Origin of the sequence: Coleofasciculus sp. (assembly GCF_046565525.1) — a bacterium.
Taxonomy (GTDB): Bacteria; Cyanobacteriota; Cyanobacteriia; order Cyanobacteriales; family Coleofasciculaceae; genus Coleofasciculus.
This window is the reverse complement of sequence record NZ_JBKHUP010000120.1, coordinates 1-20,670: the sequence shown is the minus strand read 5'-3', so window position 1 is coordinate 20,670 and position 20,670 is coordinate 1. Positions and strand designations below refer to the sequence as shown.

The following is a 20,670-nucleotide window of genomic DNA, read 5'->3' as shown; positions in this document are numbered from 1 at the left end:
CGCTTCGCTCGCCTTGTCAGGCTATCCTTCCCGACGCTCCCAAAGGGGAGAGCGCTCTGCTGTCGCCTATAGCTCAGCGATCGCGTAGGTTGATTTGGGTTGTACGTAGGTACAATGACAAATAACCTTAACGATTCGCCAAGATTAAAGCATCGGCATAGTTTAAGGCATTTTGCCACACCGCATAACCACGCCTCGCCAGATGAATCCCATCGGTGGTTAACTCCCGTTGCATTTGACCCTGATTATCCACAAATAAGCTGTGCAGGTTAAGATAGCCTGCGCCTTCTTGCTGTGCAATCGCGGCGATTTGCTGATTCAGGTTGTGGATGCGATCGCTCCCAATAGCACTTAACCTGGTGGGTAAAATAGACTGAACGATAATTTGAGCTTGCGGGTGGTTCTGACGTAAGCGCTGGATGATTTGGCGGGTATTATCGACAATCACGCGATCGCGAACACCCTGGCGCAAGTCGTTTGTGCCAGCCATCACATAGATTGTATCGGGTCGCGTTTGGGAAAAAGCCGAGAGTCGCTCCAAAATTTGGCTAGAGTTTTCCCCAGAAATCCCCTGATTCAGCCAAAATTGACTCTTAGGTAGGTTTGCTGTCGGAAACCAAAGACTCAAGGAATCACCCACTAAAATAGACAAACGATTATTCCCCTGTCCCCTCGCCATCGCTTTCGCTTCTTCTGCGAGTAGCTGTTTCCATTGCGTATGAGTGGGTTTAGTCAGTTTCGCTTCACTCCAAACCGACTGGAAGCTATCAGCCGACAGACGTGTATAGGTTTGACCCGCTTTTAGTGCGGCGAATCGTTGGTAATAGAGTTGAGTTCCAGATTGGGGAGAGATAACCGGGGATTGAGGTTTGGGGGAGACGGGTAAATTCGTGTTCCATATCGTTTTGGCTGAAGCCGAAGATGAAGAAAATTCCCGAACTTGTCTCAGTGGCGATGAACTAAACTCAACACTAGGGATTTCCACCCCAGAGATAAGCGGTTGAGTGACAACGGAGTGCGATTGATGAGCTTTCGCTGAAGCCAACAAAGCTGACAGATTCTCGAACAGGTTGGGAACGAGTGGGGGTGGGGGGGGTGCAGATACCGGACCAACGGTAAGCAGACTGGCTGCTAGTAAATACGGATCGCTCATGCTAAAACTCCATTACTCTCTCTTTTTCCTTTGACAGGAATTTGCCAGAGTATCAGGATGGTATAGCAAGAGGAGGCGATTGAAATCGCTGCTACACAAACAAAGTCCGCCTGCGCGGACTAGGTTATAACGGGGGTAGCGTTCCCCGGATTTACTCATTCTTTAAAAAAGCGACAATGACGGCTTTTCTAAGGGTTACATCAATAGAATTGATAAAGCCTAGAACAACGAATAGATTATTCGCTGACAGTTGTATTGTTTGTAAAGCATTGTTAACTTCGGTTGGATGTTCCGTGATCCATCGTTCTAGAAAGCGTTGCTCTGCTAAAGCTTCATCAATATCGCACTGGGCAAAAAATTGCTGCAATTTGGATACTTTTCTGCTCAAGTTAATTTGATTGTTCAAATAATCTCCGGATGAGTTGAATTTAGGACGGGTGAATAAAGTGGATATTCCTTGCATGATCGAGGTAAGATTAAGGCTTTCTCTTAACATAATGACATATTTAAAGGGGTTTGCCTTTAAGAATCTATACGCTAATCTGCCTAAAAAATACTCCGTCAATTATCGTAATTTTTATCCTGTATTATTATTCAGTTATAGATATAAAATAGATATAAAGATGATATAGAAAGAACTACATTTTCTGTCCCTAAGCTTTTCCCTAAGTTCATCCCTTAGAGTGAGGAACGAGAATCAGTACTTCGCTATAATCAAAGGTTGAATAAAAACTGGAGTGAAATCTACACTATGGCGAATTCGATGAAATTCAACGTTCCAAGTATTGCCTGTGATGCTTGCGCCAAAACCATTAGCGAAGGGATTCATACCCACGAACCTGAAGCGAAAGTCAATGTTGATGTGGCGGGTAAGACGGTTAGCGTGGAAACCGAGGCGTCTCCGGAGTCGATTAAACAAATGATTACCGCAGTCGGACATAAGGTGGAATAATATCATCCAATCTGGCATTTGTTCTTTTCAAATTGTAGAGACATTGCATGCAACGTCTCTACAAGTCCGGGATTGGGTAGAATTAGCCTGAGATTGCTGAGGCTGTTGGTATGGGGGAATCTGAACGGTTCACTGATTGGCGCGATCGCACTTCTAAATACACCAGCAAGGCGTTAATATCCGCCGGGTTAACTCCACCAATGCGAGAGGCTTGACCAATCGTCAAGGGTTTGACCTGTGATAGTTTCTCGCGAGATTCCTTCGATAATGTTTCAATGGCATCATAATCGAGATCTGTTGGTAATCGTCGCTGGGCTTGACGGGACACTTGATCGATTTGATTTTGCTGGCGTTGCAGATATCCCGCATATTTGATATCAATTTCCGCCCCTTCTCGTTCAGCTTGGTTGAGACTGGGATTACCTAATTCGTAGTGATCCAGATTAACGTAGTGGAATTTGGGACGACGCAGCAATTCAGCCAGCGTAATCGAACCCTTAATCCGTTGCTGAGTATCCGACGCGATCGCAACTCCTAATTCCTCATGTTCCTTGATCCGTACAGTCTGGAGTCGTTCCTTTTCCGCCGCAATATTGTCTTGTTTTCGACTATAAAGTTGCCAACGGCGGTCATCAATTAAGCCAATTTCCCGTCCCAAAGGAGTCAGACGGCGATCTGCATTATCAGAACGCAGGAGTAACCGATACTCGGAACGGCTGGTTAGCATCCGGTAAGGTTCTCTCAAGTCTTTAGTACATAAATCATCAATTAATGTACCGATATAGCTTTCCTCACGGGGAAATACCAGCATCTCTTGATGTCGCACATAGCGTACCGCATTAATCCCCGCGACAATTCCCTGGGCGGCGGCTTCTTCATACCCCGTCGTCCCATTAATTTGTCCGGCGCAGAATAGTCCCTCTACTTTTTTCGTCATTAATGTGGGAAAACACTGAGTTGCGGGTAGATAATCATACTCCACCGCATAAGCCGGACGTAGCATTGTACAATGTTCCAATCCCGGGAGCGATCGCAGCATTTGCAATTGTAGATTCTCTGGCAATCCTGTCGAGAATCCCTGGATATAGAGTTCGGGAATATCTCGCCCTTCCGGTTCAATAAATATCTGGTGGCTTTCCTTATCCGCAAACCGGACAATTTTATCTTCAATACTCGGACAGTAACGGGGTCCTTTTGCATCCACCCAACCCCCATAAACTGGGGATAGATGCAGATTGTCCCGAATCAACTGATGAGTTTGGGGCGTGGTACGGGTAATATAACAATTCATCTGTTCCCGTTCCACCCACACCTGTGGATCAAAGCTAAACCAAGATACCGCTTCATCCCCAGGTTGAGGTTCCATCTGAGTGTAATCCACGGAGCGCTTATCCACCCGCGCCGGGGTTCCCGTCTTCAAACGTCCCGTTTCAAACCCCAGTCGGTTCAGGGTTTCCGTCAATCCCACCGCTGCGAATTCCCCAGCGCGTCCAGCGGACATTGACTTATTTCCCACCCAAATACATCCACCCAGGAACGTTCCCGTCGTTAATATAACCGCAGGGGCTTGGAATGATACACCAAAATAAGTCTGAACACCGATAACCTGATCATTCGCACCCAAGACTAAATCCGTCACCATCCCTTCACGGATTACCAGATTCTCCTGGTTCTCGACAATCCGTTTCATCACCGCCGCATATTCCCGCTTATCCGTTTGCGCCCGTAACGCCCAAACCGCAGGTCCGCGCGACTGATTTAATACCCGCTTTTGGAGATAGGTTCGGTCTGCCATCTTACCAATTTCTCCCCCCAAAGCGTCTACCTCGTGGGCGAGTTGGGATTTAGCCGGGGCACCCACAGCAGGGTTACAGGGTTGCCAAGCGATTTTATCCAGGTTCAGGGTAAGCAGGAGAGTGCGACATCCTAGGCGGGCGGCGGCGAGTGCAGCTTCGCAGCCAGAATGTCCAGCACCGACAACAATAACATCAAAAGCGTCTTGGAAATCTACGGGGGAATGTGTGGTCATGATAAGCGTTTGAGTGACTAGGACTCTTGTTCGATTTTAGCGGTTGTTGTCTATGTGTCTTGTAGTCTGTCAGTTTTTAAACGAATAGGGTTTTAGAAGTTTTAGAAGTTGTCCATGAATATGGAATCATTCATCGGGACATTAAACCTAAAAATATCATGAGGCGTAGCTCAGATAGAAAAATTGTTTTGATTGACTTTGGCTTAATCAAAGAAATATTTTTCCCATCTAATTACAGTCCAGCCAACTTGACGATGAGAGTTAGTCTAAACCTGCTGAAATGCTCAGTGATAGAATGCCTAGTATTTTGCTAATTTGAATAATGAGATATTCGATCAAGTCAATTTCAACTACAGAATCTTCAAGGCGTAAAAATTTCCAGATGTTACCCGTGGTGACGGCACCATAAATGATTGAAATGTCATTCCCTTCTTTTTCGTTAAAGAGCTGAGCTGCAAACATTTCGGCAATACACTGCCCTAGCCCTGCATTGAGATTTTCCTTCTTCGCTTCCACAATGGCAATTACTGGAGTACTTACAAACAACTGCTCTGAGGACGAACTCATCAGGAAGTCACAAATTCCGTTAAGTCCTAGGGTTGGTTCGACGTTAAATTCCACCCCAGAAAACAGACTGATTTTAGATTGAAATTGTCGTCTGAGTTCCACCAATATAGGGGCAATAATCAGTTCAGATCTAGATTTTTCAGTATTTATAGCAAGTGCCAAAGGCAAGTTATAGTCTAGGGTTTCGCACAATAAACCGCTTGGTTGCACATCGGGGGCATTAGCAAACAAACCTACCTGTTCACGAATTTGCAGATGTAACTTTTTCTTGACCGTTTCTAAAGTAAAATCGCTGTAGGACATGGCTTATACTAAATCCGAATTAACGACCCTCTTTTGAGTAAGGAAAATGATTCAGGGTTCCAAGGCTCTAGGGCAGAAGATTCTCATAGAAAAGTACCCCAGTTATCAAGGGAGTTACTTAAGCGGATGTGGTATTTTCCCTGCCTTTCTCCTGGCTGAAGAACCATAACGCCCCTTTAAGTATAGCCGTACATTCTATAATTGATAAATACTTTGTAAGTTTAAATACAAATCCACGACTATTACAGTCGCGAATTTCGCCATTAACGTGAGTCCTCCAGAAATAGTTAATCAAAATGAAATTCGAGTAGTTGGATTAAAACGGAGTGGAAATCATGTCGATATTCAACCAAATGTCTGGGTAATCCCCAAATATAAAGAAGAGTAATCTTCATCTGCTAAACCAGCGTCTTTCGCCTTCTCAACCACCTGGCGCACACCAGCCAAACTACTCGCCTCTAATCCTTCTGCTTTTGCCTCACTCAGGAATAAATTAATATCTTTGAGTAAGTGTTTTAGGGGAAAGTTGGGATCGGCAAAATTACCCTCTTGCATCCGATTTAACTTCTTATCAAATGTTGGTGCATACAGCGCACTGTCTCGCAGAAGTTCCATAAATTTGTCTACGTCTACCCCCTGACGCTGCACAAATCCTAAACTAAGGGCAAACCCGGCGGTTAACGCGGCAATTAATTGATTTAAGGCTAACTTTGTGGCGGCGGCGGTTCCCACGGGACCCATTAATGTTTGATTATTATCATTTTGCACCCTACCCAGATGTAACTAAACCCACCTTAAAAAATTCAAAATTTATCCATAAACGATATTACCGGAGTCGGGCGAAGCATTTGGAGAAAACATTGTGGACAAGTATCATAAGATAGCGTCCCAAATGCTTCGCCCCTACGAATGACATAAACGAATGATGAATGACAAATGACATAAAAAACATAAGACATTTATCCTTTCCACCAACGCTCCCCTTGTACAAGGGTATGCATTTGCCAATTCGGATCAGGTTGAGGATAATCGAAGCGGTAATGTCCGCCGCGACTTTCTGTCCGAAACAGGGCGCTTTTCAAAATTAAGTAAGCTACATCTAATAAGTTAGATGTTTCTCCCCAAGTTCGCACCAGGTAATCGGCATTGGGGACATCAAGTTGAACCGTTTTCTGTGGCGTTAAATCCCGTAACTGTTGGCTTAAAGGCAATGTAGCAAATTCAGACTGCCAGACTTCCACCTGCTTTGTCGCACGCTCTAGCATCTGGGCGGATCGAGAAATCCCGGCACTTTGCCACACTAAGCGTTTTAACTGATCTTGCATCGCAACTATTTTATCCGTTTTAGTGGCTTCATCGGATAAGGTTAATGGGGAAATAGAAACAGGGAACTGAGAACCTGATTCCTGATGCAAGACAGATTGATCGGGTGTCAATTCCCCCAACTGAGCCCCAAACACAATACATTCCAATAACGAATTACTGGCTAGACGGTTGGCACCGTGAACACCCGTACTCGCCGTTTCACCCACGGCATATAAGTTAGGAATAGAGGTACAAGTCATTAAATCTGTAGCAATTCCCCCCATCCAATAATGGGCGGCGGGGGTGACGGGAATCATATCCCGAAATACATCAATTCCCCATTGCTGACAAACCTGGATAATATTAGGAAATCGGTGGCGAATGCGATCATCGGGAATGGGGCGCAAATCTAAATAGACATGACTGGAGGCTGGATCAGGTTTAGTTTTCTGTAAATGACTATAAATCGCCCGACTCACCACATCTCTGGGCGCGAGTTCGCCATCAGGATGATACTCAAAAGCAAAACGGTGTCCCTGATCATCCACTAGATGCGCCCCTTCTCCCCGCACCGCTTCGCTGATCAGAAAATGAGGCGCTCCCGGTTTAGTTAAAGCTGTGGGATGAAATTGGACAAATTCCAAGTCTTTGAGAATCGCACCCGCCCGCCACGCGATCGCGACTCCATCTCCGGTACTCACATCGGGATTCGTCGTCTGGGCAAAAACTTGACCACCGCCTCCCGTAGCCAGGACAACCGCACCCGCCCGTATCCAACTGATTTGACCTTGATACATGAGTTGGACCCCCTGACAATGACCCGTCTCAGGATTGAGCCATACAGACAAGGCAAACGCCTGCTGAAGCACCGTAATATTAGCTTGGCGCAAGACTAAGGCAGTCAGCGTACTCACCACCGCCCGCCCTGTGGTATCCGCTGCATGGAGAACCCGGGGACGAGAATGAGCCGCCTCTAAGGTTAAGGCTAACTGCTCCCCCCGTCGATCAAACGTCACCCCCATCTCCACTAACGAGCGAATCCGATCTGGCGCTTGTTGAGCCAGAAACTTGACAGCATCAGCGTCACAAAGCCCTGCACCTGCCCGAAGTGTATCCTCAACATGCAACGTCGGTGAATCTCCTGGGGCAATAGCCGCCGCAATACCGCCCTGCGCCCAGTCACTGGCACCGATGGATAGAGTATCTTTGGTAATCAGTCCCACATTTAAGGTATCGGGTAGACAAAGGGCGGCATAAAGTCCAGCCGCACCAGCGCCTACGACGACAACATCAAACTGGGTCGGTTGATGGAGTGGCTGCGATTGAGAATTGTCGGGAACAGAAATCATAGTTAGTCAAAATATAGTCAAATACTTTAGCAGACGTGGGAATCTTCATCACCCCAAGGGCAACGTAGAGACGTAGCATGGCGCGTCTCTACACCGGACAGGTTGTCATCCCTGTACCATCTACCATCTGCCTTTATGTGTAAAAAATCACCCACCCCCAACAGGAGTGGGTTGAACTAGGAATTTTCTGAATTATCCGAGTTTAGTAGACGCCAGGATTAAAGCGGTCGTCACCTTCGTTGTAAACGTCCGCTGTCTCGGTCACCGTAAAATTGTCCAGGTTATCTTTTAGGATCTGTTTTTGCCGCTCAGTCAATCCTGGAATCTCAAGCACTTCCTCTACATTGTCGTAGGGGGCATTTTGAATAATTAATGCCGCTACCGTCGGGAACAGCCCCCGATACTGCCGAAACGCTCGGATATGAGTATTGTTCAAATCAAGCTTTTGACCAAACTCCGTTTCCAGCTTGGCATCGGCTGGATTGCGTAGAGTTGTCTCGGCAAGTAACATCGGTGACCCATTCTCGATCGCGTTACTCAAAGACATGCCCGGAGTCCAGGACATTGGTGCTGCGATCGCGCTTTGGGAGAAACCCAACCATCCTAAGCAACCCACTAACAGTCCCCATACCACTAACACACTAACCAATCGTTTCATTAACTCTCCTCCTTACTCAGACACATTGAAGACCGAGAGAGAACTGCCCCTCTCTTCGATTACTTTAACTTTTGTTTTCTATCCTCTCATCTTATCTGGCTCTACCTCAAGAGTTTAGGCGCTCATCCCCCCACAATTATGAAAAAAGCTAAAAGCCTACCGGAAAATCGGTGTTTTGTGGGAAAATTAAAAATTGTCTCTTTTGACGATAAGGATCAGGAAATTAGCTATGGCTCTGCGATTAGGCGATACCGTCCCCAACTTCACTCAATCCTCTAGTGAAGGCGACATCAACTTTTATGACTGGGCAGGGGATAGCTGGGTCGTGTTATTCTCCCACCCAGCTGACTATACACCCGTTTGCACCACAGAGTTAGGCGAGGTTGCCAAGCTCAAACCCGAATTCGACAAGCGCAATGCTAAAGTCATCGCCTTGAGTGTTGACGATGCGAATTCTCATCAGGGTTGGATTCAAGACATTAACGAAACCCAGAATACTACCGTCAACTACCCCGTATTGGCAGATGCTGATAAAAAAGTGTCTGATCTGTATGACATGATTCATCCCAACGCCAATGCTAGTGTTACGGTACGCACAGTCTTCGTCATTGATCCCCAGAAAAAACTGCGCCTGACCATCACCTATCCTCCCAGTACCGGTCGCAACTTTGACGAAATCTTGCGGGTGATTGACTCCCTACAGTTGACGGATCACCATCAAGTGGCAACTCCCGTGAATTGGAAAGATGGGGATGACTGTGTGATTGTCCCCTCTCTCAAAGATCCCGAAGTCTTAAAAGAAAAATTCCCCAAAGGTTACACCGAAGTCAAGCCTTACCTGCGGATGACCCCTCAACCTAACAAGTAGAGACATAAGGTGGGGAACGTCTCGGAGATGGGGTGTGTTCCAGACGTAGCATGCTACGTCTTTTAGCAGGGGGAGTTCCTCCTGTAGGGGCGGGTTTTACTGATAACGTTTTGGCACAAACCAATAACTTGACTAAACCCGCCCTTCTCGGTGAACAGGGAAAAATAGGGAAGATAGGGGAATTAATTCTTGCACTTGATCGGGGCGGGTTTAGTTACATCTGGGTAAGGGAAGAAACCATAACAGTGAAACCCGCCCCTACATAAAACTTTACATTACCCTATATTTCCAACCGGGAGAAATGTCAACTTAAAAATTAGAGCAGAATACTCAATTGAGCAAATGGATATTAAAGACGGCTTTGTCGGCACAGTAGGGAATACACCTCTAATTCGGTTAAATAGCTTCAGCGAAGAAACAGGCTGCGAAATCCTGGGAAAAGCTGAGTTTCTTAATCCTGGCGGTTCTGTCAAAGACCGCGCCGCCCTCTATATTATTCAAGATGCTGAAGAAAAAGGCTTACTCAAGCCCGGTGGTACAGTTGTTGAGGGAACGGCTGGTAATACGGGTATTGGTCTAGCGCATATTTGTAATGCTAAGGGATATAAGTGCCTAATTATCATTCCTGAAACTCAATCCCAAGAGAAAATGGATGCTTTGAGGACGCTAGGTGCTCAAGTGCGTCCGGTTCCAGCTGTGCCGTATAAAGACCCAAATAATTACGTTAAGCTATCTGGAAGAATTGCCGAAGAGATGGAGAATGCGATTTGGGCAAACCAGTTTGATAATTTAGCGAATCGACTGGCACATTACGAAACCACAGGACCCGAAATTTGGCAACAAACCAACGGTAAAGTTGATGCTTGGGTGGCGGCGACAGGGACAGGGGGAACATTCGCTGGGGTTTCCCTGTTCCTGAAAGAAAAAAATCCCCAAATTAAATCGATTGTGGCTGACCCCATGGGGAGTGGGTTGTACAGTTACGTGAAGACGGGGGAAATTACTACAGAGGGGAATTCGATTACGGAAGGGATTGGTAACAGCAGAATTACTGCCAATATGCAAGGGGTTCCCATTGACGATGCCATTCAAATTGATGACAAAGAAGCCGTGCGGGTGATTTATCAACTGCTGGAAAAGGATGGTTTGTTTATGGGCGGTTCTGTAGGAATTAATGTCGGTGCAGCCGTAGCCTTAGCGAAAGAAATCGGACCGGGGCACAGGATTGTTACGGTGCTTTGTGATAGCGGTTCCCGTTATCAATCGCGGCTTTATAATCGGGAGTGGCTGGCGCAAAAGGGTCTGTTACCTGAAAGTTAGTACATGATTAAATTTGTACGGTGATGCATTAACACGACCGGGCGTATGCCCCGTTTGTCCAGGGTTGTACAGCGTAACACCGTCAGGTAAAGTCTCATTTCGTCCCTTGGGTGAAGCGTTGCACAGTCAATTGGATGGCTAAAGCGACTAAACCAACAGCCACGAGACTAAAGACAGCCGTGGCGAGAGTACTGATACCAACAACTAAAGTACGAACCGCGATCGCAATATTAACCGCCGTCACATTCCCAGAGGGTAGAGGTTTATTCGCCAAGGATTGTGCAATAGCGGTTGTCAGCCAGTAACCTGCGATCGCGAAGGAACCCGATATCAAGGCTGAAGCCAAGCAGCGCCAGGGACTCGGTAACGTTTGATCGGTAGTCGTGGGTTGGTTATCGGGATTAGTCGTCATGAGTCTGATATCCTTTGTCATTGATCTTAGTACGAATGTCACCGAGGGTTCAGCCACGAGCCAATTATCCTTATTATCCTTATCATTGAAGAGAATTTACTAGAGCTCAGCCTTCAGGCATCCCCTGTCCGTATCCAAAACATCTATGCAAATTTCTCCAGAAAAAGCCGTCGATATCCCCACCCCAACAGTTGAGCAAATGACGCTAGATGTTGGGGGGATGAAATGTGCAGGCTGTGTCAGTGCGGTGGAACGACAGCTAGAACAGCAACCTGGGGTGATTTCTGCCCGGGTCAACTTGGTGACAGAAGTGGCGGTGGTTGAGTATGAAGTCGGTCAAGCTGATCCAGCCGCCCTAGCGGAAAAATTAACCGCGACAGGGTTTCCCTCCCAACCCCGTTATTCCCAAGCAGGAGAAACTTCACAAGAACACCTCACCCCGACTCAACGCCATGAACAACAGGCAAAGGAACAACTGCGGCAATTAATAATTGCGGGTGTTCTAGTCATTCTCTCGACCATCGGACATATCGGTCATTGGTTTAATGGACCAATGCTACCTGTGTTTAGCACGATCTGGTTTCACTGGGGACTGGCAACCTTAGCACTCCTTGGACCTGGACGTCCCATTATCAGCGATGGCTGGCGCGGATTGCGGCATCAAACCCCGAATATGAACACCTTGGTGGGACTGGGAACCTTGGCGGCTTATGGAGCTAGCTGTGCGGCATTCTTCTTGCCTCAATTAGGCTGGGAATGCTTCTTTGATGAACCAGTGATGTTACTCGGCTTTATCCTGCTAGGGCGTACCTTGGAACAACGGGCAAGGCGTCAGGCATCAGCTGCTTATGAATCATTATTGGCATTGAAGCCCAAGGTAGCCCGGTTAATTGGTAAATCCACACCCACCACCACAGAAGTGGGTATCGAAATTCCTGTGGAACAAGTTCGTGTGGGCGAATGGTTGCGCGTTTTGCCGGGAGAAAAAATACCCGTTGATGGCGAAGTGATGGCGGGTCAGTCGTCGGTAGATGAGTCAATGTTGACAGGGGAACCCTTACCTGTCCTCAAGCAACCCGGAGATCTGGTTACGGCTGGCACCTTGAATCAATCGGGTGCGATCGCGATTCAAGCGACGCGCATTGGACAGGAAACCACCTTAGCGCAAATTGTCGCCCTGGTGGAAGAGGCGCAAACGCGCAAAGCACCGGTGCAGAATTTAGCCGATACAGTCGCCGGATATTTTACTTATGGAGTATTGACAATAGCCATCCTCACCTTCCTGTTTTGGGATCTGGTTGGGACAAAAATCTGGACTCAGGTGTTAGGGGAAGGAGACTCGCTGATGGGTGATTCAATATCACCGTTACTATTGAGCTTAAAATTAGCGATCGCGGTATTAGTGATTGCCTGTCCCTGTGCCTTGGGATTAGCCACCCCGACAGCAATTCTAGTCGGCACCAGCCTAGGGGCAGAACGGGGCTTATTGATTAAAGGAGGTGACATATTAGAACGAGTACATCGCCTCGATACCATTGTCTTTGACAAAACAGGTACTCTGACCCAAGGAAAACCCACTGTAACTGATTGTCTGTCTATTAGGGAATGGGCAGATGACGAGTACACAGGAGGTGTACAGGAGAAATTATCCCCATCCCCATTCCCCATTCCCCATTCCCAACTCAAAACTCCACACTCAACACTTCTACAACTTGCCGCAGCAGCGGAACGAGGCACAACTCATCCCCTCGCAGAAGCGATTTGTACGGCGGCGGCACAACAACAACTCCCCCTATTAGCTGCCCAAGATTTTTATACCGAAGCTGGACTAGGAATATCTGCCCTCGTCGAAAATCAACGGGTATTACTGGGGAATGAAGACTGGTTACGTCAGCAAGGTGTGACCATTAATGATACCGCCCAAGCACAAGCCCAACACTTAGCGGCTGTGGGTAAAACCGTGGTGTATATCGCCGTGGATGGAGAATTGGCTGGACTCCTCGCTTTAACAGATTTACCCAAACCCGATGCTAAAACAACAGTCGAACAGCTACAGGCGATGGGACTGCGCGTGATGCTGCTAACCGGGGATCAACTGGATGCCGCAACAAACGTGGCACAACAGCTTGCCATTGATCCAGCCAATGTTATGGCAGGTATCCGTCCCGATGGGAAAGCTGCCGCTATAGCACAATTGCAAGCCCAGGGAAACTGCATCGCCATGGTTGGAGATGGAATTAACGATGGTCCAGCCTTAGCCCAAGCTGATGTTGGTATCGCCCTGCAAGCGGGAACAGATGTTGCCCGGGAAACGGCGGGAATTATTCTCATGCAACCTAGCGCTACCAGTCCCCAAGCTGGCGGCTTAATGGATATTGTCAAAGCCATCAAACTGTCTCGCGCTACCTTTAACAAAATTCGCCAAAATCTCTTCTGGGCTCTAGGATATAACACTTTGGGTATTCCCGTAGCGGCAGGTGTACTGTTACCTGGATTTGGTATCGCTCTCAATCCGGCTGTAGCGGGCGCCTTGATGGCATTTAGTTCAGTCACTGTCGTCAGTAACTCTTTGCTATTGCGTCGGGGTTGGAACTCCACCGGGGTGATTCACCAGTAGAGAGCATGTCCCCTTTGTCGGTTGGGTAGAGCGTAAGCGTTACCCAACAGGCTCACCCCCTGGCGTTGGGTTTCGTTCCCAGGACTAAACCGACAAACGTTTTGCACTGTTCCCCGTTGCCCGTTGCCCGTTCCCATAAATTACCCTTGCCAATGTAGTAGAATACGAAGTAATGGTAGTGCTTAGGTGATTCTTTTCAAGTCTCGCTAACAAAGCAGCGAAGGCTGGTAAGTGGGTTTTTAGATAGGGGTCAAGCATTTAAGCGCCATAGTTATGCAACTTATTGCTATCCTGTCTCCGTAAATGCTTCTTCCCGTACACCCCACCATAAAAACCAGAGCAAGCTATTGTTGTGATAGCCACATTGAGAAAGTTTTATCAATATGAATTCACAGCCGGCTTGTGGGGTCTTCTCGACCGGGATTGTAACGCAGCTATTAAGATAAACATAGAGGGGTTTTGAACTGTTGCGGGGAAAATTGTAGAAAATTGTAGATATATAGTAAAATCTAAGAAACTTCTGCCAATGGGGAGGGGTAAGCAGCAACACAAGCCTTGCTGGAAACTGGACACTTAGACAATGGGATGCCAGTGAAAAGTTGCCAGCGCTGAGAACGCAAGGTGGTCTTATGAGGCAGAGTTAGTGGAAGATATGCTTTCGTTACTCGCTTCCTTCTCGGCAAAAATATATGGGAAGAGGTCGGCAGGTAGACGCAAAGAAAGACAACTAAAAGTTGTTGGAGGGCAATCATGAAAATGGTGGAAAGACACGTCATAAACCGGAATCATGCCTATTGGAAGGAAGCCGATGAATTGGCATTTAAGTCAAAGAATCTGTACAACGGGGCTAATTATTTGTGCCGTCAACACTTCTTTAAAACGGGTTCCCGTTATACACTGCCAACTCTCTATCACTTGGTTAAAGACACAGAGGCTTACAGGGCAATGCCGACCAAAGTCTCAAAACAGATAATCAAGAAGTTGGTAGAAACATGGAAATCTTATGCTGAGGCTCATTTGGACTGGGAGAAACGACCCGAAAAATACTTGAGTGAGCCTCGTATTCCTAGGTACAAGGACAAAACTAAAGGACGAAACATCGTCATTTATCATCACGAGTCCATCTACAAGGGAGACTATAAGCAGGGACGCTGCCATTTATCAATGAGTAATATCAGCGTCCCGACCCAAGTTCCTAACATTGCTGAAGCTCGGATTGTTCCCAGCTCAAACTGCTATATTTTGGAGATTGTCTATTCAGAAAAAGAGTCGGAACCCGTTGCACCAAAATGGGTAGCCGGAATTGACCTGGGTGTCGATAATCTGGTGGCTTTAACGTCAAACCAACCCGGTTTCCAGCCTTTGTTGGTTAATGGAAGACCACTCAAGAGTCGAAACCAATATTACAATAAACTATTAGCTTTCCTTCAAAGTCAGCTCAAAGACTCCACTCGCACGACGCGGAGGATTCAGTCTCTTACTTATCACCGTAATCGCTATGTGGAGAACTATCTGCACAATACCAGCCGACTAATAGCCAATAGGCTAAAACAGCTTGGGATCGCAACTTTAGTCATCGGCAAAAATGAAGGCTGGAAACAAGAGGTTAATTTGGGCAAACGGAATAATCAAAAGTTTGTTAATATTCCTCATGCCAAGTTAATCGACCAGATTACCTATAAGTGTGAATTAATAGGCATCAAGGTAGTCATTCAAGAGGAAAGTTATACTTCAAAAACATCAGCCTTAGACTTAGAGGCTCCCTATAAGCAATCAGCCTATTTGGGGAGACGAGTCAAAAGAGGTTTGTTTAAGTCAAGTGAGGGACGTTTGATTAATGCGGACATCAATGGAAGTATCCAAATTATCCGCAAGTATCTCCCAGAGGCATTCAGCGTCGAGGGAGTAGTGAGCTGCGCCGTGCCGCCAATACTGGTCAATCCAGTGTGAAAGACTGAACCCATAAGTTTCTACAAGTTCAGTCTACACGGTTATTGCATATTCCTCACTATAAAAAGCCAAAAGCACCGCCAATTAGCGGAACCCCAACGGAAGCCTATCGGCTCTTCCGTAGGGTCAGTGCCAAAGGATGTCACAAAATTGTAACATTGGAGTCTGTGCCATTATCTGCATTAATGCTTATGATGATTGAATGGGGGAAGACCAAATTGGAGGTCGGCAATTTAGGTCGTTTCTTCTTGATCCGTTAAAGAAAATGATTAAGCAGTTTGCTAATGTAAGAAAGCATAGACACAGCGACAGTGAATGAACTGCACTCTCTATCCCTATTTTTCGATGTTCAATGCCTGCAAAATCCTGTTCAAACCATCTGTTAATTATTGAAGACGAAAAAGGGCGCAAGGAATATACCTTGGAGGAACCCGTTTATTCCATAGGCAGAGATCCGGATGTGGATATTCGTCTGTTCTCACAATTTGTGTCTCGCCGACACGCTACTCTAGTGCGGCGAGAACGGGAGGACGGCAGTTTCTACTACCGTATTGTCGATGGTAACCTCAAAGGGAAAACCAGCGCCAATGGACTGGTAATTAACGGTCGTAAACTTCCAGCCCATGATCTTGAAGATGAGGACGAAGTCGTCTTCGGTCCTCAAGTTAGTGCCAAATATTACATACTCAAGCGCGACTCTGTTCCCACCGGACCTCCCGATGAGTTTGACATCACCCTGATTAGCCCAAATATGATGGGGGGAGATCCAGATGACTGGACACCCTGATTATTAGCCCAACTTTGATCAGGGAAGTCCAGATGATTGAAACCAGGGGATTGAAACGAAAGGAAACGAAACAAACCCAACCATGGAATAAAGGAAAACAAAATCTGACTACAGGGTAAGTCGGGATTTATCCAGCAACACTTTCTAAGAGTTGCCAATGGCGGTTTTGGGCAACCGCCTCTTGAACTTCATAAAACTTATCGTGGCAGTGGTTGTCTACCTGTAAAGGTAACTCTTCATTTTTGATCACGAAATTCATGCGAATTTCCTGATCGGTAGCCATCGATTTGTCAATCAAAACCTCCACTGTCACGAGTTTGGCAAAGGCAACATGACCGGGAATCTCCCGTGCCATGATATAGTCTCCCGTATCATAGATAATGTCAAAATCGCAGGATTGTAAAACCTCAATCAACGATGGCTGAAGGTGATCGGGAGAAACTGCAACCGTAAATGAACAAGTGTAGCGAGCCATATTTAACCCTAGGCGTCAGATAGCTAGACCTTCTTATCATATCGAACCTCTGTTAAGGCTCATGAGCAGAAGGCTAAAAAAAATAAACTGATGCTCAGTTGTTTATCAGCTACCAGTATCTTAGCGGCTGATCCGGATAAGATGATCAATAAATCAGATTAGGGGTGGAGAAGGGGAAATGCTGATCGTGTTTGAGGGGGTCGAAGGTAGCGGCAAAACCACCCAAATCAAGCGATCGCGGGATTGGTTCCTCACCAGTGGCGTACTAGACACCCTGGGTAATTGTGGTAAGCAGCCACCTGTGATCATCACCCGAGAACCCGGAGGAACCACCCTAGGAATAAAACTACGTCAACTCTTACTCCAAGAAAACTCCTCATCCCTACAACACCGAACCGAACTCCTACTCTATGCCGCTGATCGATCGCAGCATGTTGAAGAATTGTTACAGCCTCAGCTCACCGCCGGAGCAATTATTTTGTGCGATCGCTACACCGACTCAACGATTGCCTATCAGGGGTATGGGCGAGGAATTGACCTAACCCTGATTGAGCAAATCAACCACATCGCCACAGGAGGAATAGAAAGCGATTTGACCTTGTGGTTAGATGTTGATGTCACAATTGGTTTACAGCGAGCTAAAGAACGGGGAGTCGCTGATCGCATGGAACAAGCGGAGTTAACCTTTCACCAGCGAGTACAGCAGGGTTTTGCCCAATTAGCCTCCCAGTATCCCCAGCGAATTGTCAGGATTGACGCCAATCAAAGCCCTGACGCCGTACAACTAGATATTCAGACGGTTTTGCGTCAACGAATTGGACACAAGCATGTCATAGATGTTTGACATAAGACGAATGACGAACAAATGACCATAGTTGCACAAAAACAAGCGATCGCACTCTTAGAGGGGGCAATTACAGCCAACCGCATCGCCCCAGCTTATCTGTTTGCCGGTTCTCCTGGAGTAGGGCGGGGTCTGGTCGCCCGTTGGTTCATTGAACGGTTGTTTTGTCAAGATATCCCACCCCAGAAGCAACCATTAGTCAAGAAACGCCTACAACAGGGGAACCATCCCGATCTCCTCTGGATCGAACCCACCTATCTGCACAATGGCATTCGCCTATCCGCCAAAGAAGCGGCAGAAAAAGGACTCAAGCGCAAAACCCCCCCTCAAATTCGCCTGGAACAAATTCGAGAAATTAGCCAATTTTTAGGACGTTCTCCCCTAGAAGCCTCTCGTCAAATTGTGGTGCTCGAACAGACGGAAACCATGGCAGAATCAGCCGCAAATGGCTTGCTCAAGACGCTAGAAGAACCCGGAAACGCCACATTAATTTTAATTGCTCCCAGTCCCGATGCCTTATTACCCACCTTAGTGTCCCGTTGTCAACGGATTCCCTTTTATCGATTAGCACAAGACGACATGGCACAGGTGCTACAGCAAACGGGTTATGAGCAGATTCTCCAAGAACCCTCTATATTAGCCATTGCCCAAGGAAGTCCCGGAGAAGCGATCGCGGCGTTTGAACAACTCCAAGCCATTCCCCCAGAATTACTGGCAAAGCTGAACCAATTGCCCAACTCATCCCGCATGGCGCTAGAACTGGCTAAGGAAATTGATCAAACCCTTGATCCCCAAGCTCAATTGTGGTTAGTGGACTATTTACAGCATAGCTACTGGCAACACCAATCCCATACCCAGATTATTCACCAATTAGAGCAAGCGCGAACCTACCTTCTCGGCTATGCTCAACCTCGATTGGTTTGGGAAGTGACGCTTTTAGAGTGTCAATCAGTTTCATGAGAATGTCCTGAATCGTCTTGGTGTCCATGTTCAGTTTCTGACCCTTGATGATGATCGCCCGATTCTGTAGCATCATTGGGGAGTAAAAATTGCAATTGTGAGCGAACTTCTGTGTGTCTAATTATTCCTCCCTGAAGTCCCGTCCATGACACCAAACCTGTAGAAATAACTGCCACGACTAACAAGGTTATGGAAAACCAGGATGGAGTATTCTTTGTCCCTCGGAACAAGCCAAATAAGCTGATTACTCCTAATATCTCTAAAGCAATGAGAGCTTGCTCGGCAATGTTTCTATGGGCGTGAATCAACGAATGGGGAACTTGAGGAAGAGCGCTAACCACTTCTTCCGCTTGCATCCCTGCCCAAAAAACGGGGATCGTAATTAGGGCAATGATAAAAAAGCACCAATAACTTGCTTTTTTCAAATCTTCACTATCTTTGGCTAGGGCATAAATTAGTAATAGTAAACCAAATATATTTCTTAAAAATCGATGGATTTACCACCTCGATTTCATCCTATGAGACTGTCCATAAGATTCAATCTACCTAAAGAAGTATAAAACGTTAATTTGTGTAAGTTATCGAAGTATTCGTCTATACTTTACTGAATTACTCTCGGCGAGGTTAGCATTTACTTTACTGAGCAATAAAATGCTTTCCTGAAAGATAGCTATTGTATTTTTTTACAAGGTTTTGTTATGGACTGGGATTACGAACTTTTGGTTATTGGCGCCGGACCCGGTGGTTTAGCGGCGGCTGAAAGCGCGGCTGGATATGGCGTCCGGGTGGCGATCGCGGAGCAAGATCAAGTCGGTGGGACTTGTGTGGTACATGGTTGTATCCCCGAAAAACTAATGACTTATGCGGCTGGTTTCTCCAAAGTGTTTGAACGGGCGGATGAATATGGATGGGGTCATGTTTCGAGGAACTTTGATTGGTGTCAATTTATGGAAGCCAGAAACCGCGACATTCAGCATTTGTGCCAAAGGCATACCCAAAAGCTGGAAAAAGCTGGCGTTGAATTGCTCAAAGGACATGCTAAATTTTTAGATGCTCACACGGTAGATATTGATGGATATCCGTACAAGGCAAAGCATATTTTGATTGCGGTTGGTCGAAAAGCGATAAAACCCGAGGTTCCCGGAATTGAATATGCGATTACAACCCGGAAATTTCTCGAACTTAAGCATCAACCCAAACATCTGGCTATTATTGGCAGTAACTATATTGCTGTGAAACTGGCGGGGATTATGAATGGGTTGATCTCAAAAGTTACTCTAGTCATCGCAGAGGAGAAAATATTGCCCGGTTGTGATCAGGATTTGCGGACAACGGTTCAAGACGAGATGACTCGGTTGGGAATTAGAATTTGCACCAATAGCCAGGTTGAGAAAATTGAACGAGTGCAAGATTGTCTGAATTTAAGGTTATTGGGTAACAGTGAACCCGTAGAAGTGGAAACCGTTGTCTGGATTACCGATCGCATTCCCAACTGGGATGGATTGGGTTTAGAGAAAGCTGGGGTTGAAGTCAAGCAGGGAGCGATCGCGGTTGATGAGTACAGCCGTACCAGTCAAGCCAATATTTTCGCTGTAGGTGATTGTACCGCTAGACCCCCATTTACCCCAGTTGCGATCGCGGCGGGTCGAGCTTTCGCCGATACAGAATTTGGTGATCATCCTCGAATTGTCGATTATGACTATGTTCCCTACGTTGTTTCTTCCCAACCTGAAGCCGCTACCGTCGGGTTAACTCAAGCTCAAGCACAAGCGCAGTTGGGCGAATCGGTGCGTTGTTATCAAAAAACATTCCAATCCCTTTTAGATATGAGGGCAGAATCACCGGAAAAAACACTACTGAAGCTAGTAGTTGATAGCAACTCAGATCGGGTTTTAGGCGCTCAGATGGTAGGAGACTGTGCCTCCGAGATTATTCAGATGATTGCTTTAGCCATTAACGCTGGGGTGACTAAGGCAGATTTTAATCATACGATTGGCATTCATCCTTCCATCGGTGAAGAATTTTTCTGTTTATAACCGTAGGGGTTTGGTCTCCAAACCCTCACAGGTAACCAAACCCCTGTTTGGTCTCCAAACCCTCACAGGTAACCAAACCCCTGTT

20 protein-coding genes and 2 pseudogenes are annotated in these 20,670 nt (G+C 46.6%); 11 read left to right on the top strand and 11 right to left on the bottom strand.

Annotation, left to right across the window (positions count from 1 at the left end; translation table 11 throughout):
* Positions 1 to 127: 127 nt before the first annotated feature.
* Entirely contained in the window at positions 128 to 1,153 is a 1,026-nt protein-coding gene (locus tag ACLGGO_RS29950; RefSeq protein WP_446422033.1) for a GDSL-type esterase/lipase family protein, read from the bottom strand.
* A 151-nt stretch (positions 1,154 to 1,304) separates the two neighbouring features.
* Complete coding sequence (locus tag ACLGGO_RS29945) at positions 1,305 to 1,616, bottom strand: hypothetical protein (RefSeq protein ID WP_446422032.1); 312 nt, start codon at positions 1,614 to 1,616, stop codon at positions 1,305 to 1,307.
* A gap of 288 nt (positions 1,617 to 1,904) precedes the next feature.
* Between ACLGGO_RS29945 and ACLGGO_RS29940 the strand changes: the two genes are divergently transcribed.
* Positions 1,905 to 2,105, top strand: coding sequence for a heavy-metal-associated domain-containing protein (locus ACLGGO_RS29940; RefSeq protein WP_446339263.1), 201 nt, complete (start codon positions 1,905 to 1,907; stop codon positions 2,103 to 2,105).
* Between the two features lie 82 nt (positions 2,106 to 2,187).
* On the opposite strand, the gene mnmG is transcribed toward ACLGGO_RS29940, so the two are convergent.
* Positions 2,188 to 4,134 carry a tRNA uridine-5-carboxymethylaminomethyl(34) synthesis enzyme MnmG gene (gene mnmG / locus ACLGGO_RS29935; protein ID WP_446422031.1) on the bottom strand — a complete coding sequence of 649 codons (1,947 nt, stop codon included), beginning with the start codon at positions 4,132 to 4,134 and terminating at the stop codon, positions 2,188 to 2,190.
* Between the two features lie 95 nt (positions 4,135 to 4,229).
* Here mnmG and ACLGGO_RS29930 point away from each other — a divergent pair.
* Positions 4,230 to 4,448: pseudogene (locus ACLGGO_RS29930) on the top strand (protein kinase domain-containing protein); the annotation flags it as partial.
* On the opposite strand, the gene ACLGGO_RS29925 reads toward ACLGGO_RS29930, so the two are convergent.
* The 4 genes and pseudogenes from ACLGGO_RS29925 to psbU all read right to left on the bottom strand — a co-directional run bounded on the left by ACLGGO_RS29925 (position 4,396) and on the right by psbU (position 8,316).
* The gene (locus ACLGGO_RS29925; RefSeq protein WP_446422030.1) at positions 4,396 to 5,004 is read right to left on the bottom strand and encodes a hypothetical protein; all 609 of its coding nucleotides are present in this window, start codon (positions 5,002 to 5,004) and stop codon (positions 4,396 to 4,398) included. The pseudogene ACLGGO_RS29930 and the gene ACLGGO_RS29925 overlap by 53 nt on opposite strands.
* 345 nt (positions 5,005 to 5,349) lie before the next feature.
* Positions 5,350 to 5,751 (bottom strand): annotated as a pseudogene (locus ACLGGO_RS29920) (NAD-binding protein); the annotation flags it as partial.
* A gap of 212 nt (positions 5,752 to 5,963) precedes the next feature.
* On the bottom strand, positions 5,964 to 7,658 hold the full coding sequence (gene nadB / locus ACLGGO_RS29915; protein WP_446338975.1) for an L-aspartate oxidase: 1,695 nt from the start codon (positions 7,656 to 7,658) through the stop codon (positions 5,964 to 5,966).
* 202 nt (positions 7,659 to 7,860) lie between these two features.
* Positions 7,861 to 8,316, bottom strand: coding sequence for a photosystem II complex extrinsic protein PsbU (gene psbU / locus ACLGGO_RS29910; RefSeq protein ID WP_446422029.1), 456 nt, complete (start codon positions 8,314 to 8,316; stop codon positions 7,861 to 7,863).
* Positions 8,317 to 8,545: 229 nt separating this feature from the next.
* Between psbU and ACLGGO_RS29905 the strand changes: the two genes are divergently transcribed.
* The 3 genes from ACLGGO_RS29905 to ACLGGO_RS29895 all read left to right on the top strand — a co-directional run bounded on the left by ACLGGO_RS29905 (position 8,546) and on the right by ACLGGO_RS29895 (position 10,504).
* Complete coding sequence (locus ACLGGO_RS29905) at positions 8,546 to 9,184, top strand: peroxiredoxin (RefSeq protein ID WP_446422028.1); 639 nt, start codon at positions 8,546 to 8,548, stop codon at positions 9,182 to 9,184.
* 50 nt (positions 9,185 to 9,234) lie between these two features.
* Positions 9,235 to 9,450 (top strand): hypothetical protein, encoded by a 216-nt coding sequence (locus ACLGGO_RS29900; RefSeq protein ID WP_446338978.1) that lies wholly within the window; start codon positions 9,235 to 9,237, stop codon positions 9,448 to 9,450.
* A gap of 76 nt (positions 9,451 to 9,526) precedes the next feature.
* Positions 9,527 to 10,504 carry a cysteine synthase A gene (locus ACLGGO_RS29895; RefSeq protein ID WP_446422027.1) on the top strand — a complete coding sequence of 326 codons (978 nt, stop codon included), beginning with the start codon at positions 9,527 to 9,529 and terminating at the stop codon, positions 10,502 to 10,504.
* Positions 10,505 to 10,598: 94 nt separating this feature from the next.
* Here the strand turns inward: ACLGGO_RS29895 and ACLGGO_RS29890 are convergent, their stop codons facing one another.
* Positions 10,599 to 10,916 (bottom strand): DUF3082 domain-containing protein, encoded by a 318-nt coding sequence (locus tag ACLGGO_RS29890; RefSeq protein ID WP_446338980.1) that lies wholly within the window; start codon positions 10,914 to 10,916, stop codon positions 10,599 to 10,601.
* 145 nt (positions 10,917 to 11,061) lie between these two features.
* On the opposite strand from ACLGGO_RS29890, the gene ACLGGO_RS29885 reads away from it, so the two are divergent.
* Positions 11,062 to 13,533 (top strand): heavy metal translocating P-type ATPase, encoded by a 2,472-nt coding sequence (locus ACLGGO_RS29885; RefSeq protein WP_446422026.1) that lies wholly within the window; start codon positions 11,062 to 11,064, stop codon positions 13,531 to 13,533.
* Here ACLGGO_RS29885 and ACLGGO_RS29880 read toward each other — a convergent pair.
* Positions 13,524 to 13,670, bottom strand: coding sequence for a hypothetical protein (locus tag ACLGGO_RS29880; RefSeq protein WP_446338982.1), 147 nt, complete (start codon positions 13,668 to 13,670; stop codon positions 13,524 to 13,526). The genes ACLGGO_RS29885 and ACLGGO_RS29880 overlap by 10 nt on opposite strands.
* Before the next feature lie 613 nt (positions 13,671 to 14,283).
* On the opposite strand from ACLGGO_RS29880, the gene ACLGGO_RS29875 reads away from it, so the two are divergent.
* Both ACLGGO_RS29875 and ACLGGO_RS29870 read left to right on the top strand, forming a co-directional pair.
* Positions 14,284 to 15,483, top strand: a complete 1,200-nt coding sequence (locus tag ACLGGO_RS29875; protein WP_446422025.1) for an RNA-guided endonuclease InsQ/TnpB family protein — start codon at positions 14,284 to 14,286, stop codon at positions 15,481 to 15,483.
* Between the two features lie 352 nt (positions 15,484 to 15,835).
* Positions 15,836 to 16,270, top strand: coding sequence for an FHA domain-containing protein (locus tag ACLGGO_RS29870; RefSeq protein ID WP_446338984.1), 435 nt, complete (start codon positions 15,836 to 15,838; stop codon positions 16,268 to 16,270).
* Positions 16,271 to 16,397: 127 nt separating this feature from the next.
* Here the strand turns inward: ACLGGO_RS29870 and ACLGGO_RS29865 are convergent, their stop codons facing one another.
* The gene (locus tag ACLGGO_RS29865) at positions 16,398 to 16,745 is read right to left on the bottom strand and encodes a hypothetical protein (protein ID WP_006104062.1); all 348 of its coding nucleotides are present in this window, start codon (positions 16,743 to 16,745) and stop codon (positions 16,398 to 16,400) included.
* A 178-nt stretch (positions 16,746 to 16,923) separates the two neighbouring features.
* Between ACLGGO_RS29865 and tmk the strand changes: the two genes are divergently transcribed.
* On the top strand, positions 16,924 to 17,589 hold the full coding sequence (gene tmk / locus ACLGGO_RS29860) for a dTMP kinase (RefSeq protein ID WP_446422024.1): 666 nt from the start codon (positions 16,924 to 16,926) through the stop codon (positions 17,587 to 17,589).
* Between the two features lie 21 nt (positions 17,590 to 17,610).
* Positions 17,611 to 18,549, top strand: a complete 939-nt coding sequence (gene holB / locus ACLGGO_RS29855) for a DNA polymerase III subunit delta' (RefSeq protein ID WP_446338986.1) — start codon at positions 17,611 to 17,613, stop codon at positions 18,547 to 18,549.
* Here holB and ACLGGO_RS29850 read toward each other — a convergent pair.
* On the bottom strand, positions 18,534 to 18,905 hold the full coding sequence (locus ACLGGO_RS29850; RefSeq protein ID WP_446338987.1) for a hypothetical protein: 372 nt from the start codon (positions 18,903 to 18,905) through the stop codon (positions 18,534 to 18,536). The two genes, holB and ACLGGO_RS29850, sit on opposite strands and share 16 nt — an antisense overlap.
* A gap of 342 nt (positions 18,906 to 19,247) precedes the next feature.
* Between ACLGGO_RS29850 and gorA the strand changes: the two genes are divergently transcribed.
* On the top strand, positions 19,248 to 20,585 hold the full coding sequence (gorA, locus tag ACLGGO_RS29845; RefSeq protein WP_446422023.1) for a glutathione-disulfide reductase: 1,338 nt from the start codon (positions 19,248 to 19,250) through the stop codon (positions 20,583 to 20,585).
* Positions 20,586 to 20,670 lie beyond the last annotated feature (85 nt).

Coding starts and splice junctions, on each gene's coding strand:
- ACLGGO_RS29950 (WP_446422033.1), bottom strand. CDS start 1,153: ATGAGCGATCCGTATTTACTAGCAGCCAGTCTGCTTACCGTTGGTCCG.
- ACLGGO_RS29945 (WP_446422032.1), bottom strand. CDS start 1,616: ATGCAAGGAATATCCACTTTATTCACCCGTCCTAAATTCAACTCATCC.
- ACLGGO_RS29940 (WP_446339263.1), top strand. CDS start 1,905: ATGGCGAATTCGATGAAATTCAACGTTCCAAGTATTGCCTGTGATGCT.
- mnmG (WP_446422031.1), bottom strand. CDS start 4,134: ATGACCACACATTCCCCCGTAGATTTCCAAGACGCTTTTGATGTTATT.
- ACLGGO_RS29925 (WP_446422030.1), bottom strand. CDS start 5,004: ATGTCCTACAGCGATTTTACTTTAGAAACGGTCAAGAAAAAGTTACAT.
- nadB (WP_446338975.1), bottom strand. CDS start 7,658: ATGATTTCTGTTCCCGACAATTCTCAATCGCAGCCACTCCATCAACCG.
- psbU (WP_446422029.1), bottom strand. CDS start 8,316: ATGAAACGATTGGTTAGTGTGTTAGTGGTATGGGGACTGTTAGTGGGT.
- ACLGGO_RS29905 (WP_446422028.1), top strand. CDS start 8,546: ATGGCTCTGCGATTAGGCGATACCGTCCCCAACTTCACTCAATCCTCT.
- ACLGGO_RS29900 (WP_446338978.1), top strand. CDS start 9,235: ATGCTACGTCTTTTAGCAGGGGGAGTTCCTCCTGTAGGGGCGGGTTTT.
- ACLGGO_RS29895 (WP_446422027.1), top strand. CDS start 9,527: ATGGATATTAAAGACGGCTTTGTCGGCACAGTAGGGAATACACCTCTA.
- ACLGGO_RS29890 (WP_446338980.1), bottom strand. CDS start 10,916: ATGACGACTAATCCCGATAACCAACCCACGACTACCGATCAAACGTTA.
- ACLGGO_RS29885 (WP_446422026.1), top strand. CDS start 11,062: ATGCAAATTTCTCCAGAAAAAGCCGTCGATATCCCCACCCCAACAGTT.
- ACLGGO_RS29880 (WP_446338982.1), bottom strand. CDS start 13,670: ATGGGAACGGGCAACGGGCAACGGGGAACAGTGCAAAACGTTTGTCGG.
- ACLGGO_RS29875 (WP_446422025.1), top strand. CDS start 14,284: ATGAAAATGGTGGAAAGACACGTCATAAACCGGAATCATGCCTATTGG.
- ACLGGO_RS29870 (WP_446338984.1), top strand. CDS start 15,836: ATGCCTGCAAAATCCTGTTCAAACCATCTGTTAATTATTGAAGACGAA.
- ACLGGO_RS29865 (WP_006104062.1), bottom strand. CDS start 16,745: ATGGCTCGCTACACTTGTTCATTTACGGTTGCAGTTTCTCCCGATCAC.
- tmk (WP_446422024.1), top strand. CDS start 16,924: ATGCTGATCGTGTTTGAGGGGGTCGAAGGTAGCGGCAAAACCACCCAA.
- holB (WP_446338986.1), top strand. CDS start 17,611: ATGACCATAGTTGCACAAAAACAAGCGATCGCACTCTTAGAGGGGGCA.
- ACLGGO_RS29850 (WP_446338987.1), bottom strand. CDS start 18,905: ATGCAAGCGGAAGAAGTGGTTAGCGCTCTTCCTCAAGTTCCCCATTCG.
- gorA (WP_446422023.1), top strand. CDS start 19,248: ATGGACTGGGATTACGAACTTTTGGTTATTGGCGCCGGACCCGGTGGT.